This window comes from Ornithinimicrobium tianjinense, from assembly GCF_014636495.1.
Classification (GTDB): domain Bacteria; phylum Actinomycetota; class Actinomycetes; order Actinomycetales; family Dermatophilaceae; genus Ornithinicoccus; species Ornithinicoccus tianjinensis.
Genome location: NZ_BMEM01000001.1, coordinates 1,242,768 through 1,256,408, shown reverse-complemented (window position 1 = coordinate 1,256,408; position 13,641 = coordinate 1,242,768). Strand labels below are relative to the sequence as shown.

The window sequence follows — 13,641 nt, the reverse complement described above, 5'->3', positions numbered from 1 at the left end:
CCCCCCCCCCCGACGGACCGGACAGGCGATCCTGCCCGCTCCCGACGGACCGGACAGGCGATCCTGCCCGCTCCCGACGGACCGGACAGGCGGTCGTGCCCGTCCGGTCCGGCGCGTGGGCACCGCACCCCAGGAGCCCCGCACTAGAGTCGGTTCATGGACGACGAGTTCGACCTCGACCGCTCGATCGAGGTGGACTGGGCCAGCTTCCTGTCCCGGCTCGCCGAGCACCTGAGCGGGTCGGAAGAGCCGCTGCGGATCACCCCGATGACGACCGACGACATCGCCTCGCCGGTGGTGCAGGTCGTGGCGGACCAGGACGTCCTGCACGCCACGCTCCTCGCGCCGTCGGGCGTCGTGCAGTGGCCCGACCCGGCGCGGCGTGACCACCTGCTCAGCCTGGGCTGGCAGGCGACGGAGGGCGGCACGGCATACCGCATGCAGCTCCCCCGCACCCACGCGCACCTGCTCGCGGCCGTGCTGACGGACACGCTGCAGGAAGTCGTCGGCACCCCCCACCCTGCCTTCCTGGACGCGGGGGCGCTGTCCATCTCGGCGCCGGACGAGCCGCAGCCGGCGGAGGAGGCGCCACGGCCCCAGATCGACCTGGACCAGGCGGTCCTGGTCGACAGTCCGGCGGAGCTGCGCGAGGCGGTCGAGACCACGCTGCACGCCGCGCTCGGGCACCCACCCCGTCGTGACGCCGACGGCGACATCCCCATCCTCTACGGCAGCGCCCTGGTCTACGTCCGCACCGCCGACTCGCAACCGGTCGTCAGCATCTTCGCGATCGTCGTGCAGGACGTCGGCGACCTGGAGGCGGCCAGGCGCGAGGTGCTGATCCTGAGCCGCCGGTCCGTGTTCACCAAGTTCCATCTCGTGGGGCGGCAGATCATCGCCAGCGTGGCGATCCCCAGCCTTCCCTTCGTGCCCAGGCACCTCGTGGGGATGGTCGAGCTGGTGGGGCGGGAGCTCGACGCCCTCGACGACGACCTCGCGCTGCTGGTGCACGGCCGCCGCTGGCTCGACGTGATGTCGGGGTCCCCGGCGCCGCCGACGGGCCCCGAGCAGGATGCCCCCGACCTGCCCACGCACCAGGACGAGGCACCCCTCCCGCAGGAGCTGCTCACCCTGCTGCAGATGGACGCGCACGGGACCGGGGTCGCACCGGCTGTCGTGGCCGAGGTCTGTCACCGGGACCGCGCGTTGATCCTTCGCCTGGTCCGCCTGGCCGAGGAGCAGACCATCAGCTGTCGGCGCTCGGTGCAGGCCGCCCGGAGCACCGGTGACGTGGACGCCGCGCGCGCCGCGACGGGCGAGCTGCGCGGGTGGCAGTCCACGGTCAAGGACCTGCGCGCCGCGCTGCGGCACCTGGTCTCCTTCGGGCCGGGTCCGGATGCAGACTCATCGTGATCAATGACGTAGATTGTTCGGCCATGACGACCGAATCTGCGTGGAATCCGGACACTCTCGCCATCCGTGGCGGTCTGATGCGCAGTTCCTTCGACGAAACTGCAGAGGCGCTGTACCCGACCTCGGGTTTCGTCTACTCGACCGCAGAAGAGGCGGAAGCGGCCTTCTCCGACGAGATCGAGCGGTTCGTCTACTCGCGCTACAACAACCCGACCGTGAGCATGCTCGAGGAACGGCTGCGCCTCATGCACGGCGCGGAGGCGTGTCAGACCACCGCCTCGGGCATGGCTGCCGTGTTCTGCGCGCTCGGCGGCCTCGCCGGACGGGGTGACCGGATCGTCGCCTCCCGGGCGCTCTTCGGCTCCTGCTACGTGATCATCGACGAGGTGCTGCGCCGCTGGGGTGTCGAGCCCGTCTTCGTCGACGGCCGGGACCTCGACCAGTGGGAGGCCGCCCTGGCGGAGCCCGCGGCCGCGGTCTTCTTCGAGACGCCCTCCAACCCCACCCAGGAGCTCGTGGACATCGCCGCGGTCAGCGAGATCGCCCACCGGACCGGGACCCCGGTCGTCGTCGACAACGTCTTCGGCACCCCGGTGTTCTCCCGTCCCCTCGACCTCGGCGCCGACATCGTCGTCTACTCCACGACCAAGCACATCGACGGCCAGGGGCGGGTGATGGGCGGGGCGATCCTGGGCTCGGAGGCGCTCGTGGAGGGTCCGATCCGGACGCTGAAGCGGCATACCGGTCCGTCGCTGAGCCCGTTCAACGCCTGGGTGACGGTCAAGGGGCTGGAGACCCTCGGGCTGCGGGTCGCCAAGATGGCCGAGAACGCCCTGGCGGTCGCCGAGCTCCTCGAGGCCGACGAGCGGGTGACCCGCGTCTTCTACCCGTGGCTGCCCTCGCACCCCCAGCACGAGCTCGCGCGCCGCCAGATGACCGGCGGCGGGACCGTGGTCACCTTCACGGTCGACGGAGGCAAGGACGAGGCGTTCGCGCTGCTCAACGCCCTGGAGCTCGTCGACATCTCGAACAACCTCGGCGACGCCAAGTCACTGACCACGCACCCGGCCACGACGACGCACCGGCGGTTCACCCCCGAGGAGCGTGCCGCGGCCGGCATCGAGGACGGCACCATCCGCCTCTCGGTGGGGCTGGAGGACGTGGACGACCTGCGGGAGGACCTCCTGCGGGGTCTCGCGGCCGCCCTCGGCTGACTACCCTGGGGCGGGGTCGGCGGCACGCCGGCCCGACGCCAGCGCCCCGACCCGAGGAGCCCCATGTCCACCCTGCCCGGCAGCGCCGTCGAGATCTTTCCCGTGAACCTGGGCGGGAACGCGTTCGGCTGGACGGCCGACGAGGAGACCTCGTTCGCGGTGCTGGACGCGTTCCACGCCGCAGGCGGCACCTTCATCGACACGGCGGACGCCTACTGCGCCTGGATCGAGGGCGGGACCGGCGGCGAGTCGGAGCAGATCATCGGCCGCTGGCTGACCGACCGGCGCCTGCGCGACGAGGTCGTGGTCGCGACCAAGGTGGGGGCCAAGCCGGACCGCAAGGGCCTGCAGCCCGAGACCGTGCGGGCCGCGGTCGAGGAGTCGATCCAGCGCCTTCAGGCCGATCACCTCGACCTGTGCTACCTGCACTACGACGACGAGGAGGTCCCGGTCCTGGAGCAGGTGCGCACCATGGACGCGCTGGTCCGCAGCGGTCGGGTGCGGTCCGTCGGGCTGTCCAACTTCACCCCGGCGCGGATGCGCGAGTGGTTCGAGACCGCGGTGCGCGAGGGACTGACCGTCCCGGCGGCGGTGCAGCCCCGCTACTCCCTGCTGTCCCGGGCCGACTACGAGCAGGACCTCGCGCCCGTCCTCGCCGACTTCGGTCCTCTGGTGTTCAGCTTCCCGGCCCTGGCCTCGGGCTTCCTCACCGGCAAGTACCGCACCGAGAGCGACCTCGAGGGCGCGCCGCGCGGGAGCGCCGCGAGGCGCTACCTGGAGGCCGGTGGGCTCCGGGTGGTCGACGCGCTGGTCCGCGTCGCTGAGGGGTATGGCGTGGCGCCCGGCACCGTGGCCGTCGCCTGGCTCCTCGCCAAGGGGGTGACCGCGCCGATCGCGTCCGTGTCCCGTCCGGAGCAGGTCCCGGCGCTGATGGCCGCGGCCTCGCTGGAGCTGTCCGAGGCGGACGTCGCGGCGCTCGACGCCGCCTCCGACGGCTTCTGAGCACGGCGCGCGGATGACGCACGTCAGGCTGACCCGCTCGGTGCTGGGCGACACCCTGGTCCTCGACCGGCCAGCGAGGCGCAACGCCCTCACCCTGGCGATGTGGCTCGAGCTCGGCGACCAGGTGCTGGCGCACGGAGCCGGTGCGGAGAGGGACCCGCTCTACCTCCTGGGGGCAGGGGGCTACTTCTGCGCAGGGGCTGACCTCGATGCCCTCCGCCACGCCCGTGAGTCACCGTCCGACTCGGACGTCTTCGTGGACGCCGTCGTGCGCGCCCTCCTGGCCATCCACCTCGTGGAGCGTGAGGTCGTGGCCGTCGTCGAGGGCGGGGCGGCCGGCGGAGGGGTGGAGATCATGGCGGCCTGCGACCGCAGGGTGCTGCTGGGTGACGCGACTCTGGTCCTCCCCTTCGGCGACCTGGGCATGATCCTCGACGGTCTCACCCGCTGGCGGCTGGACCGGCTGGTCGGACCCGCGAAGGTCGAGCGGCTCCTGGACGGGAGGCACGTCCTGAGCGCGGACGAGGCGGACGCCCTCGGTCTGGCGGACGCACGCCATACCGACCTGGAGGCCCTCGCCGTCGCAGAGCGGGCGCGGCCCGCAGCCGCCCCCGACCGGGCCCCGGAGCGCTACGCGCCCGGGATCGAGGCCCTCCCGTCCGCGCTGCGGCGGGCGGCCGCGCCGATGCGGCGCGCCTTCCCGCCGCACGCGGGATGACGGAGCGAGGTCAGGGGACGACGACCAGCTTGCCGGTGGTGCCGCCGCCCTCGAGGTCGGCGTGGGCGCGGCTGGCGTCCGCCAGGGGGTAGCGCCCACCGATGCGGATCGCCAGGGAGCCGTCGGCGATCCCGCCCAGCACGTCGCCGGCCCGCCACAGCAGCTCCTCGCGGTCGAGGAGGTAGTGGGCAAGGGTCGGCCGGGTGAGGAAGAGAGAGCCGGCGGAGTTGAGGCGCTGGGGGTCCATCGGCGGCACGGCACCGCTGGCCCCGCCGAAGAGGACCATCAGGCCGCGAGGCTTGAGGATGGCCAGCCCGGCGTCGAAGGTGTCCTTGCCGACACCGTCGTAGACGACGTCCACGCCCGCCCCGTCCGTGAGCCGACGCACCTCGGTCTCGAGGTCGACGTCGCGGTAGAGGACGATGTCGGTGGCGCCGTTGGCCCTGGCCAGCTCGGCCTTCTCCTCGGTGCTCACCGTGCCGATGACGCGCACGCCCTTGGCCCTCAGCATCTGGCACATGAGCAGGCCGACACCGCCGGCCGCCGCGGTCACCAGGGCGGTGTGGCCCTCGGTGGCCTCGAAGGTCGAGTTGACCAGGTAGTGGGCGGTCATCCCCTGCAGCATGGCCGCCGCCGCCGTCTCCAGCTCGACACCCTCCGGCACGGGCACCAGCTTGTCGGCCGGCACGAGCGCCTGCTCGGTGTAGCCGGTCCCGGGCACCATCGCCCAGGCGACCCGGTCGCCCACCTGGACGTCGGTCACGCCGTCACCGACCGCCGACACCGTCCCCGCGCCCTCGCTGCCCGCCACGAAGGGAAGCTCCATCGGGTAGCGCCCCTCACGCTGGTAGATGTCGATGAAGTTGACCCCGCCCGCCGCCAGGTCCACGAGCGCCTGCCCGGGTCCAGGCACCGGGGTCTCCCGCTCGACGACGGTGAGGACCTCCGGCCCTCCGGTCTGCTCCACCATCACTGCACGCATGGGGCTGAGACTAGTGGCCCGTTCCGAGCGCCTGACGTCGGGTCGGCCGAGCCATGGTCAGCACCCGCTCCACCGCCGCCTGCGGACCGCCCACCAGCACTGGGGGGACGACACCTGGCTGAGGCGGGACCACCGCTGCCACGTCGGCGACGTCCGGCGCCTCGTCACCCGTACCCGTCCCGACGAGCACGACGGGCACCCCGGTCCGCACGGCCAGCGCGACCTCGCTCAGCGTCCCCCAGCTCATCCCGACGCCGATCACGGCGTCGCAGGAGCGCACGAGCAGGGCGTTGCGCATCTCCCCCAGCCCGGTGGGCACGCTCAGCGTGAGCAACGGGTGCGCGTCGCGCCGGTCCGCACCGGGCAGCAGCCCCAGGCTGGTCCCACCGGCCCCGTGGCACCCGCGGACGGCGGCACCCATCACCCCGCCCAACCCGCCGCAGACGACCACCAGGTCGTGGGCGGCGAGCAGCCTGCCGACCTCCTCGGCGACCGCCTCAAGCTCGGGGGACGCCTCCCCCGGACCGACGACGCCGACGTAGCCGCGTGGGCTCACGCCACCTCCTCCTGCGGCTCAGGCGCAGCATCGGGCGCGCGGACCAGCCGAGACACGGCATACCCGAGCCAGAAGAGCAGGACGGTGGCGGCCACGGAGGCGAGCAGGTAGTAGGGCTGGTCGAGCCAGGGCAGGAGCGGTTTCTCCCGCTGGTAGAAGTAGTTGCCGCCGGTGAGCGCGTTGGCGACGACCGCGGCGGCCACGTAGACGGCGAACCAGCCGAGCGCCCTCCGCAGCCCGCTCACCGTGGGCCGCCAGTCCGTCGTGATCCACGCGAAGGCCGGCATGAGCAGCGTCACCGCATGGTTGACGAAGAAGCTCCAGCCCAGGATGTTGTCGACGGGCTGGATGTTCTGCGGGTAGGCGAAGCTGGCCCAGGCCCACAGGCCGAAGGAGAACAGCACGTCCATCACCCGCCGGCTGCCCGTGGCGAGGTAGACGAGGCTGAGCAGCGCGGAGACCCGGGAGATGTGCAGCGGCAGCGACTCGGCGTTGTCCCACCCCGTGGCCGCGTAGAAGCCGTAGAGGGTCAGCTGCTGGAGCACGACGACGACCAGGAGCACCGTGCGGACCTGCCCGGCGTGCGCGCGGACCCGCTCGCGCCAGCCGAGGAGCGCAGCCGCGAGCAGCACCAGGCCGGTCGCGTAGATCAGGTGGTCACGACCACCGATCGTGATCCACTCCGGGTGGGGATCGAGGAAGGACTCCACGGGCCCTCAGGCGCGGTCCTCGAGGTCGGACCCCGCCGACCCGCCCACGTCGGTCGTGCCCGGCAGCCCGTGACCGGGCGACGGCTCGTCGGCGGCGGCCCACAGCTCGTGCTCCGCCCGGCGGCGGCGCCTCGAGGCCAGCGCACCGCCCACGCCCACGGCAGCCACCGCCGCGGCCATGATCCAGGCGAAGGGCGACGGGTCGGAGGACCGGTCGGCGGGTCGGTTCGGGGATGTCCTGCTCATGCGCGGCTCCTTCTCGGCGTGATGGTTCTCAGACCTCGACGTCGCCGATCTCGGCGCTGGCGCGGATCGACGCGAAGTAGGCCGGCGGCGTGCGCCACGGCTCGTGCTCGCCGCGGGCGGCCTCCTGGATGGCGCGGTGGACCCGCTCGGGCGTGCAGGGGATGTCCACGTGGCGCACGCCCAGGTGCGCCACCGCGTCGACGACGGCGTTCTGCACCGCGGGGGTCGAGCCGATGGTCGCCGCCTCCCCGATCCCCTTGGCGCCCAACGGGTTGCGGTCGGTCGGCGTGACTGTCGAGAGCGTCTCGAGCGGGACGAGGTCGGCCGTCGAGGGGAGGGTGTAGTCGGCGAAGGTCGAGGTGATCGGCTGGCCCTCGTCGTCGTAGCGGAACTCCTCCCACAGCGCCTGGGAGATCCCCTGCGCCGAGCCGCCGTGCTGCTGGCCGCGCACGAGGAGCGGGTTGATCACCGTGCCGCAGTCGTCCACGGCGACGTGGCGCAGCAGCCGCACCGCGCCGGTCTCGACGTCGACCTCGACCACGCTGGCGTGCGTCCCGAACGGGAAGGTGGACCCGTCCTGCTGGAAGTCGGTGTCGACGCTCAGCCCGTCGCCCTTCTGGTGCGCGTGCGCCGCCACCTGCTGCCAGGTCACTGCGCTGCCGGGCACGCCCCGCACCCCGAAGCTGCCGTCCGTGAGCTCGACGTCGTCGACCGCGACCTCCAGCAGGTCGGCCGCCACCTCGAGGGCCTGGGCCCGCAGCTCGACGGACGCCTTGTGGACGGCGGTCCCGCCGAGCTGCATCGACCGCGCCCCGCCGGTGCCACCACCCGTGCGGACGACGTCGGTGTCGGACTGGACGAAGGTGATGTCCTCCATCGGCACGCCGAGCTGGTCGGCGACCAGCATCGAGAAGGCCGTCGCGTGCCCCTGGCCGTGGGCCGAGGTCCCGGCCATCAGGGTCAGCGTGCCGTCCTCGGCGACGCGGATCCCGGCGTACTCCTTGCCCCCGAACCCGGTGATCTCCACGTAGCTGGCGATCCCCAGGCCCAGCTGCCAGGTCGAGCCGGCCGCGCGCCGCCGCTGCTGCTCGGCGCGGACACCCTCCGCGTCCACGGCCTCGAGCGCGGCGGCGAGCGCCACCTCGTAGTCCCCCGTGTCGTAGCTGGCGCCGAACGTGGTGGTGTGCGGGAAGTCCTGCGGACGCACGAAGTTGCGGCGGCGGAACTCCTCGGGGGTCAGGCCGGCCTCCCGTGCTGCGTGGTCCATCAGCCGTTCGAGCATCGCTGCCGCCTCCGGCCGACCCGCCCCGCGGAAGGCGCCCGTGGGGGCGGTGTTGGTCATCACGGACACCGCGTCATACCGGACCCTGGGTATGGCGTAGGCGCCCTCCGACATCGTGCGCGTGGACCCGGAGGCGAAGCTCCCGCCGAACCCGGCATAGGCGCCGCAGTCGCCCACGACCCGCGCGTGCAGGCCGGTGATGACGGCCTCCTCGGACAGGCCGAGCTCGACATACTGGACCTGGCCTCGGCTGGACATCGAGATCATCGACTCGCTGCGGGTCTCGATCCACTTGACGGGGCGCCGCAGCAGCCGGGCCGCCCGGACGACCGCGGAATGCTCGGGGATGATCCCGGCCTTGCCCCCGAACGCACCGCCGACGTGGGGCGCGCGGACCCTCACGGCCTCCTTGGGCAGGTCGGTCAGCCGGCAGATCAGGCTCCGGGCGATGTGGGGGTGCTGCGTGCCGAGGTGGATGTCGAGCGCGACCGCGCCGTCGTCCCCGACGACGGGCCGGACCAGGATGCCGTGCCCCTCGATGGGGCTGGCCGCCATCCGGTTGTTCTCCATCCGCAGGCGCACCACCCGGGCCGCACCGGCCAGGGGGTCGGGCTGGTCGGCGGCGTTGGTCACGGACAGTGCGACGTTGGACCCCAGCGCCTCGAACTGGGGCGCGGCATCCGGCTCCAGCGCGGCCTCCATGTCGACCACCGCCGGCAGGTCGTCGTAGTCCACGTCGACCAGCTCGGCGGCGTCGACGGCCGCCGCGCGCGACGTGGCGACCACGAGCGCGACCGGGTCACCGACGTAACGCACCTTGTCGACGGCGAGCGCCGTGCGCGGCACGTCGTCGTTGATCTGGCTGAAGAGGGGCACCGGGGTGTCACCCAGGTCTGCCGAGGTCAGCACGGCCACCACGCCCGGAGCCGCCAGCGCGGCTGTCGTGTCCACGCCCACGACCCGGGCGTGCGCCACCGGGCTGCGGACGAAGACGGCGTGGCAGACCTGCGGGTCGTCCAGGTCGATGCTGTCCATGAAGCGGCCGCGGCCGCGGAGCAGGTCAGGGTCCTCCACGCGACGGACCTCGGTGCCGAGGATGGATCCTGCACGGAGCGCTGACGTCATGGTCCCATCCTGCCTGGTCGGTCCGGGGACCGCTCAGACCACGAGCACCCGTCCGCCCATCTGCAGCAGCCCCTGGGCCCAGATCATGTCCATCGCGGCCGTCGACACCCGCGCGCAGCCGTGCGAGGCGGGCCAGGGCGGGATCGAGTCCGATCCGTGGACCGCGTAGTTGCCGTCGTAGAACATCGGGCGGTAGAGACGCCCGAGCTCGCCCTCGCGCCACCCCGAGCTGTCGGTGAACCAGACCGCGAAGTCGCCGGTCGGCGTGTGCGCGATGTAGTCGTGACCCTCGAAGGTGTAGGGCTCCCCGTTGCCGGTCGAGGTGTTGAGGGTCATCTGGGTGGCGCCGCCGCGCACGACCAGGATCAGCTGGTGGGCGAGGTGGACCTCGAGATGGTCCCCACCGGCGACCGGCGTGGGGCGCGCAGCGGTGGCCAGCGCGCCCAGGGTGGCCGGTCCGGCGATGCCGTCGCGGACCAGACCGTGGGTCTTCTGCACGGCGAAGACCGCCTGCTCGGTGAGGTGACCGAAGCCCCCGTCCGGGGTGCCGCACCAGAAGCCGGCCGCCCCGAGCTGCTCCTGGAGGGACCAGACGGCCTCACCTGCGTCACCGCGACCGAACTGCGTGGGCGGCGCGGGTGGAGGTGGCGGTGGTTGCGGGGCGGCCACGGGCGGGGGCGCGGGCTCGGCGACGGCGTAGGTGTCGAGGGTGTCGTGCAGTCCGCCCACGACGGCCCCCATCACCAGCCCGACACCGCCGCGCAGCACCGTGCGGCGGTGCATGACGACCTGCTGCAGCAGCTGGCCGCCCGGTGGGTCGGCCCTCCGTACCCCGATCATCCGCATCCCCTTGGGTCTCGATGTTCTGACCTACTAGACGCCGCTCACCCCGTCAGCTGTTGCTCGCGACACGCGACCGTTGCCGATTCGTGATCTGCACCTCCACCTCGGGCCTACGCTGACCTCGTGCACGACCCGGAGATCACGCTGCGCTTCCTCGCCGCGCCGACCGACGCGGGTCAGTCCGGCAGCGTGAGCGCCGGCCGCGTCCTGGAGTGGATCGACAAGGCCGGGTATGCCGCAGCCGCCCGGTGGAGCTCCGGCTACACCGTCACCGCCTATGTCGGCAACGTGCGCTTCAGCCGGCCGGTCGAGGTCGGTGACCTGGTGGAGGCCAGGGCCCGGGTCGTCCTCACGGGACGCTCGAGCATGCACGTCACGGTGCAGGTCTGCTCCGGGCCGCCCACCACCGGCGGGCTCGAGCCGGCGACCCAGTGCCTGATGATCTTCGTCGCCGTGGACGCCGACGGTCGTCCGACTCCCGTGCCGGCCCTCGAGCCCCGCTCCATGGAGGAGCGGCTGCTCGCGGAGTGGGCGGAGCGCCGCAAGGAGCTGCGGGCGGAGGTCCAGGCCGCGATGGAGCGGCAGACCTACACCGACGCGGGCACCGCTCCCCGGGAGGTGCTGCGCTTCCTGGCGGCACCGACCGACGTCAACTGGGGCGGCAAGGTCCACGGCGGCATCGTCATGCGCTGGATCGACGAGGCTGCCCACGTGCTCGTGACGCGCTGGGCGGGCGACCCGCGCAACGTCGCCATCTTCACGGGCGGCGTGCGCTTCTACCAGCCCTTGAGGATCGGTGACCTCGTCGAGGTCGAGGCTCGTCTGCTGCATACCGGGGAGCACGCCGTCCACGTCGGGGTCCACGTGCGCTCCGGCGACCCGGCCACGGGCGACCTGCAGCTGACCACGTTCTGCCGCACGGTCTTCGTGGTGCTCGACGAGGAGCGGAGGGCCGCCACCGTGCCGGTGTGGGAGCCGGTGAGCGAGGAGGACCGGGCCCTCGACGCCCACGCGGTGGAGCTCGTGGCCGTCAGGGAACGCTTCGGGGAGTAGACCTGACTCAGGGCTCCGGGACGACCCAGGTCGATGGGGGTGAGCGTCCGGCGGGTCGCTAGAGTCGGGCCCGTGGACTCCGACCCCTCCGGCTCCGCCCGGATCGCCGTGCTCATCGATGCTGACAACGTCTCCGCGCGGCACGTGGGGGCGGTCCTCGAGGAGCTGGCCACCTACGGTGTCCCGACGGTCAAGCGCGCCTACGGCGACTGGACGACCAGCCAGCTGACGGGGTGGAAGCCCGAGCTGCTCCGCAACGCGATCCAGCCCGTCCAGCAGTTCGCCAACACGGTCGGCAAGAACTCCACGGACTCGGCCCTCATCATCGACGCGATGGACCTGCTCTGGCAGGGCAACGTCGACGCCTTCGCGCTCGTGTCCTCCGACTCCGACTTCACCCGGCTGGCCACCCGCCTGAGGGAGTCGGGCAAGCGGGTCTACGGGCTCGGCCGGCGCAACACCCCCGAGTCGCTGCGGCGGGCCGTCGACCAGTTCATCTACCTGGAGGTCCTCCAGGACCCGGCGAGCCACGACCCCGTCGGCGAGGCGGAGGCACCCGCCGCCGACGAGCCGCAGGCGAGCCGCATCAACCTGCAGAGCGCGCTGACGAAGGCGATCAACGCCACCTCCGGCGATGACGGCTGGAGCACCCTGAGCACGGTGGGTCAGCACCTCAGCCGCGCCCACGCCGACTTCGACCCGCGCGACTTCGGCCACCAGAAGCTCAGCACCCTCGTCGACGAGCAGCCCTACCTCGACACGCGCACCGAGGGGACGCACCGGCAGGTGCGCCTGCGCCAGCGCACCGCCAAGAGCGCTGCCCGTCCGTCCACCAAGGCCACGGCCTCCCGTGGCGCCACCCGGAAGAACGACGCATGATCCTGCCGACCGAGATCCCCTACCCCGACATCTCGCCGTCCTTCGACCTCGGTCCCCTGACGATCCACTGGTACGGCGTCATGTATGCCGTCGGCTTCGTGCTGGCCTGGTGGCTGGGGACCGTCCGCGCCAGGCGTGCGGGCTCGGGCTGGGAGGTCGACGAGGTCAGCGACCTCATCCTGTGGTGCGCGCTGGGCGTCGTGCTGGGCGGCCGGCTGGGCTACATCCTCTTCTACGGCCTCGGCAAGGTGGCCGACGACCCGCTGAGCGTGCTCCGCGTCTGGGAGGGGGGTATGTCGTTCCACGGCGGTCTCCTCGGAGTCCTGGCCGCGATGTGGTTCTACGCCCGCAGGACCGGCCGCCGCTACTTCGAGGTGGGCGACTTCGTCGCCCCGCTCGTGCCGCTCGGGCTCTTCTTCGGCCGGATCGGCAACTTCATCAACGGCGAGCTGTGGGGCAAGCCCAGCGACGTCCCGTGGGCCATGGTCTTCCCCACCGGGGGTCCGGAGCCGCGCCACCCGACCATGCTCTACGAGGCGCTGCTCGAGGGGCTGGTGCTCTTCACGGTCCTGTGGCTCTACGCCTCGCGCCGGCCGCCGGTCCGCGCCGTCTCCGGCATGTTCCTGGTGCTCTACGGCGTGTTCCGGATCCTCGTGGAGTTCCTGCGCGTGCCGGACGCCCACCTGGGCTACCTCGCGCTGGACTGGCTGACGATGGGGCAGCTGCTCTCGGTGCCCATGGTGCTCTTCGGGGCCTACCTGCTGTGGTCGGCCTACCGCTCCGGCGTGGCCCCCTCGGTGGGACCCGGGCCCGGTGTCGACCCCGCCGAGGGCTCCAGCAGCGCGAGCTCCTCCTCCACGTAGACGTCGCTCGTCCCGGCCGCCCGGTGCTCCTCACGGAGCGTGAGCTGGATGGCGCGGGCTTCGTCGAGGCGGCCGAGCTGGCGCAGCGTCCACGCGATCATCCAGCGCGCGACGCGCGTCCTCGCCGGGTCACCGATGCGCTCCCGGGCCGCGAGAGCCTGCTCGAAGGTCTCGAGAGCGCGACCGAGGTCCCCCTCCTCCGCGTGCACCATCCCGAGGTTGTTCAGCAGCGAGGCGTCCCAGTCGCGGGCGCGGGGGTCGGTGGCCGCCCGGGCGATCGCGAGGGCGACCTCGTGGGCATGCACCCGCTCCTCGGGCGGCGCGACGAGGGCCAGCATGTGCAGGGCGTCGACGTGGAGCTCCTCCAGCCCGGCACCCGCAGCGCGCAGCGCGGCCGCGATGAACGGCTCGGCTGCGGCCTCTGGGTCGCCCGCGGCGCGATGGAGCCGGCCACGCTCCAGGAAGCGCCTGGCCTGGACCTCAGGCGAGGGCCAGCCCAGGTCGTCGAGCACGGCATACGCCTCCTCGAACCGCTCCTGCAGACTCAGTGCGCGGGCGACCTGAGAGAGCGCCAGCTCTCGCTGCTCCCCCGACGACCGGTCCGCCAGGTCGCGGAAGCGCGCCTCGCTGCCGGCCGGGTCGTCGAAGTCCCACAACACCCGCAGGTCGACGGGCTCGTCGTCGCTCATAGGGGGAGCCAACCACCTCCGCGTGGGTGACGGAAGCCTGTTCTGCACGTTCCCGTGTCGGAGTCA

The 13,641-nt window shown here is 72.6% G+C and carries 14 protein-coding genes; 7 read left to right on the top strand and 7 right to left on the bottom strand.

The window, feature by feature from the left end; translation table 11 throughout:
- The first annotated feature begins 156 nt into the window (after nucleotides 1-156).
- From IEV65_RS05830 to IEV65_RS05815, 4 genes are all read left to right on the top strand, one after another.
- Nucleotides 157-1,413, top strand: coding sequence for a T3SS (YopN, CesT) and YbjN peptide-binding chaperone 1 (locus IEV65_RS05830; RefSeq protein WP_188428660.1), 1,257 nt, complete (start codon nucleotides 157-159; stop codon nucleotides 1,411-1,413).
- 23 nt (nucleotides 1,414-1,436) lie between these two features.
- A complete protein-coding gene (locus IEV65_RS05825) occupies nucleotides 1,437-2,627 on the top strand; it encodes an O-succinylhomoserine sulfhydrylase (RefSeq protein WP_188428658.1) in 1,191 nt (396 codons plus the stop codon).
- 63 nt (nucleotides 2,628-2,690) lie between these two features.
- Nucleotides 2,691-3,629: an aldo/keto reductase gene (locus tag IEV65_RS05820; RefSeq protein ID WP_188428656.1), complete on the top strand. Its 939-nt coding sequence runs from the start codon at nucleotides 2,691-2,693 to the stop codon at nucleotides 3,627-3,629.
- A gap of 13 nt (nucleotides 3,630-3,642) precedes the next feature.
- Complete coding sequence (locus tag IEV65_RS05815) at nucleotides 3,643-4,347, top strand: enoyl-CoA hydratase/isomerase family protein (RefSeq protein WP_188428654.1); 705 nt, start codon at nucleotides 3,643-3,645, stop codon at nucleotides 4,345-4,347.
- Between the two features lie 10 nt (nucleotides 4,348-4,357).
- Here the strand turns inward: IEV65_RS05815 and IEV65_RS05810 are convergent, their stop codons facing one another.
- The 6 genes from IEV65_RS05810 to IEV65_RS05785 are packed head-to-tail and all read right to left on the bottom strand — an operon-like array spanning nucleotide 4,358 to nucleotide 10,088.
- Nucleotides 4,358-5,329: a quinone oxidoreductase family protein gene (locus IEV65_RS05810; RefSeq protein ID WP_188428652.1), complete on the bottom strand. Its 972-nt coding sequence runs from the start codon at nucleotides 5,327-5,329 to the stop codon at nucleotides 4,358-4,360.
- A 10-nt stretch (nucleotides 5,330-5,339) separates the two neighbouring features.
- Nucleotides 5,340-5,885, bottom strand: coding sequence for an SLOG cluster 4 domain-containing protein (locus tag IEV65_RS05805; RefSeq protein ID WP_188428650.1), 546 nt, complete (start codon nucleotides 5,883-5,885; stop codon nucleotides 5,340-5,342).
- Nucleotides 5,882-6,595, bottom strand: a complete 714-nt coding sequence (locus IEV65_RS05800; protein WP_188428648.1) for a TMEM164-related integral membrane acyltransferase — start codon at nucleotides 6,593-6,595, stop codon at nucleotides 5,882-5,884. The genes IEV65_RS05805 and IEV65_RS05800 overlap by 4 nt, the downstream gene beginning before the upstream one ends.
- Before the next feature lie 6 nt (nucleotides 6,596-6,601).
- Nucleotides 6,602-6,841, bottom strand: a complete 240-nt coding sequence (locus IEV65_RS05795) for a hypothetical protein (protein WP_188428646.1) — start codon at nucleotides 6,839-6,841, stop codon at nucleotides 6,602-6,604.
- Between the two features lie 28 nt (nucleotides 6,842-6,869).
- Nucleotides 6,870-9,248 carry a xanthine dehydrogenase family protein molybdopterin-binding subunit gene (locus IEV65_RS05790; protein WP_188428644.1) on the bottom strand — a complete coding sequence of 793 codons (2,379 nt, stop codon included), beginning with the start codon at nucleotides 9,246-9,248 and terminating at the stop codon, nucleotides 6,870-6,872.
- Nucleotides 9,249-9,281: 33 nt separating this feature from the next.
- Nucleotides 9,282-10,088 carry a L,D-transpeptidase family protein gene (locus IEV65_RS05785; protein ID WP_229734946.1) on the bottom strand — a complete coding sequence of 269 codons (807 nt, stop codon included), beginning with the start codon at nucleotides 10,086-10,088 and terminating at the stop codon, nucleotides 9,282-9,284.
- Between the two features lie 126 nt (nucleotides 10,089-10,214).
- Here IEV65_RS05785 and IEV65_RS05780 point away from each other — a divergent pair, with 126 nt between their 5' ends.
- The 3 genes from IEV65_RS05780 to lgt all read left to right on the top strand — a co-directional run bounded on the left by IEV65_RS05780 (nucleotide 10,215) and on the right by lgt (nucleotide 12,886).
- Complete coding sequence (locus IEV65_RS05780) at nucleotides 10,215-11,144, top strand: acyl-CoA thioesterase (protein ID WP_188428641.1); 930 nt, start codon at nucleotides 10,215-10,217, stop codon at nucleotides 11,142-11,144.
- A gap of 72 nt (nucleotides 11,145-11,216) precedes the next feature.
- The gene (locus IEV65_RS05775) at nucleotides 11,217-12,023 is read left to right on the top strand and encodes an NYN domain-containing protein (RefSeq protein WP_371870149.1); all 807 of its coding nucleotides are present in this window, start codon (nucleotides 11,217-11,219) and stop codon (nucleotides 12,021-12,023) included.
- On the top strand, nucleotides 12,020-12,886 hold the full coding sequence (lgt, locus tag IEV65_RS05770; protein WP_188428637.1) for a prolipoprotein diacylglyceryl transferase: 867 nt from the start codon (nucleotides 12,020-12,022) through the stop codon (nucleotides 12,884-12,886). The genes IEV65_RS05775 and lgt overlap by 4 nt, the downstream gene beginning before the upstream one ends.
- On the opposite strand, the gene IEV65_RS05765 is transcribed toward lgt, so the two are convergent.
- Nucleotides 12,796-13,575, bottom strand: a complete 780-nt coding sequence (locus tag IEV65_RS05765; RefSeq protein ID WP_188428635.1) for a tetratricopeptide repeat protein — start codon at nucleotides 13,573-13,575, stop codon at nucleotides 12,796-12,798. The two genes, lgt and IEV65_RS05765, sit on opposite strands and share 91 nt — an antisense overlap.
- Between the last annotated feature and the right edge of the window lie 66 nt (nucleotides 13,576-13,641).

Excerpts from the sequence above, each read along its gene's own strand:
- IEV65_RS05810 (WP_188428652.1), bottom strand. The coding sequence starts at position 5,329 with ATGCGTGCAGTGATGGTGGAGCAGACCGGAGGGCCGGAGGTCCTCACC.
- IEV65_RS05785 (WP_229734946.1), bottom strand. The coding sequence starts at position 10,088 with ATGATCGGGGTACGGAGGGCCGACCCACCGGGCGGCCAGCTGCTGCAG.
- IEV65_RS05795 (WP_188428646.1), bottom strand. The coding sequence starts at position 6,841 with ATGAGCAGGACATCCCCGAACCGACCCGCCGACCGGTCCTCCGACCCG.
- lgt (WP_188428637.1), top strand. The coding sequence starts at position 12,020 with ATGATCCTGCCGACCGAGATCCCCTACCCCGACATCTCGCCGTCCTTC.
- IEV65_RS05765 (WP_188428635.1), bottom strand. The coding sequence starts at position 13,575 with ATGAGCGACGACGAGCCCGTCGACCTGCGGGTGTTGTGGGACTTCGAC.
- IEV65_RS05815 (WP_188428654.1), top strand. The coding sequence starts at position 3,643 with ATGACGCACGTCAGGCTGACCCGCTCGGTGCTGGGCGACACCCTGGTC.
- IEV65_RS05790 (WP_188428644.1), bottom strand. The coding sequence starts at position 9,248 with ATGACGTCAGCGCTCCGTGCAGGATCCATCCTCGGCACCGAGGTCCGT.
- IEV65_RS05825 (WP_188428658.1), top strand. The coding sequence starts at position 1,437 with ATGACGACCGAATCTGCGTGGAATCCGGACACTCTCGCCATCCGTGGC.
- IEV65_RS05830 (WP_188428660.1), top strand. The coding sequence starts at position 157 with ATGGACGACGAGTTCGACCTCGACCGCTCGATCGAGGTGGACTGGGCC.
- IEV65_RS05820 (WP_188428656.1), top strand. The coding sequence starts at position 2,691 with ATGTCCACCCTGCCCGGCAGCGCCGTCGAGATCTTTCCCGTGAACCTG.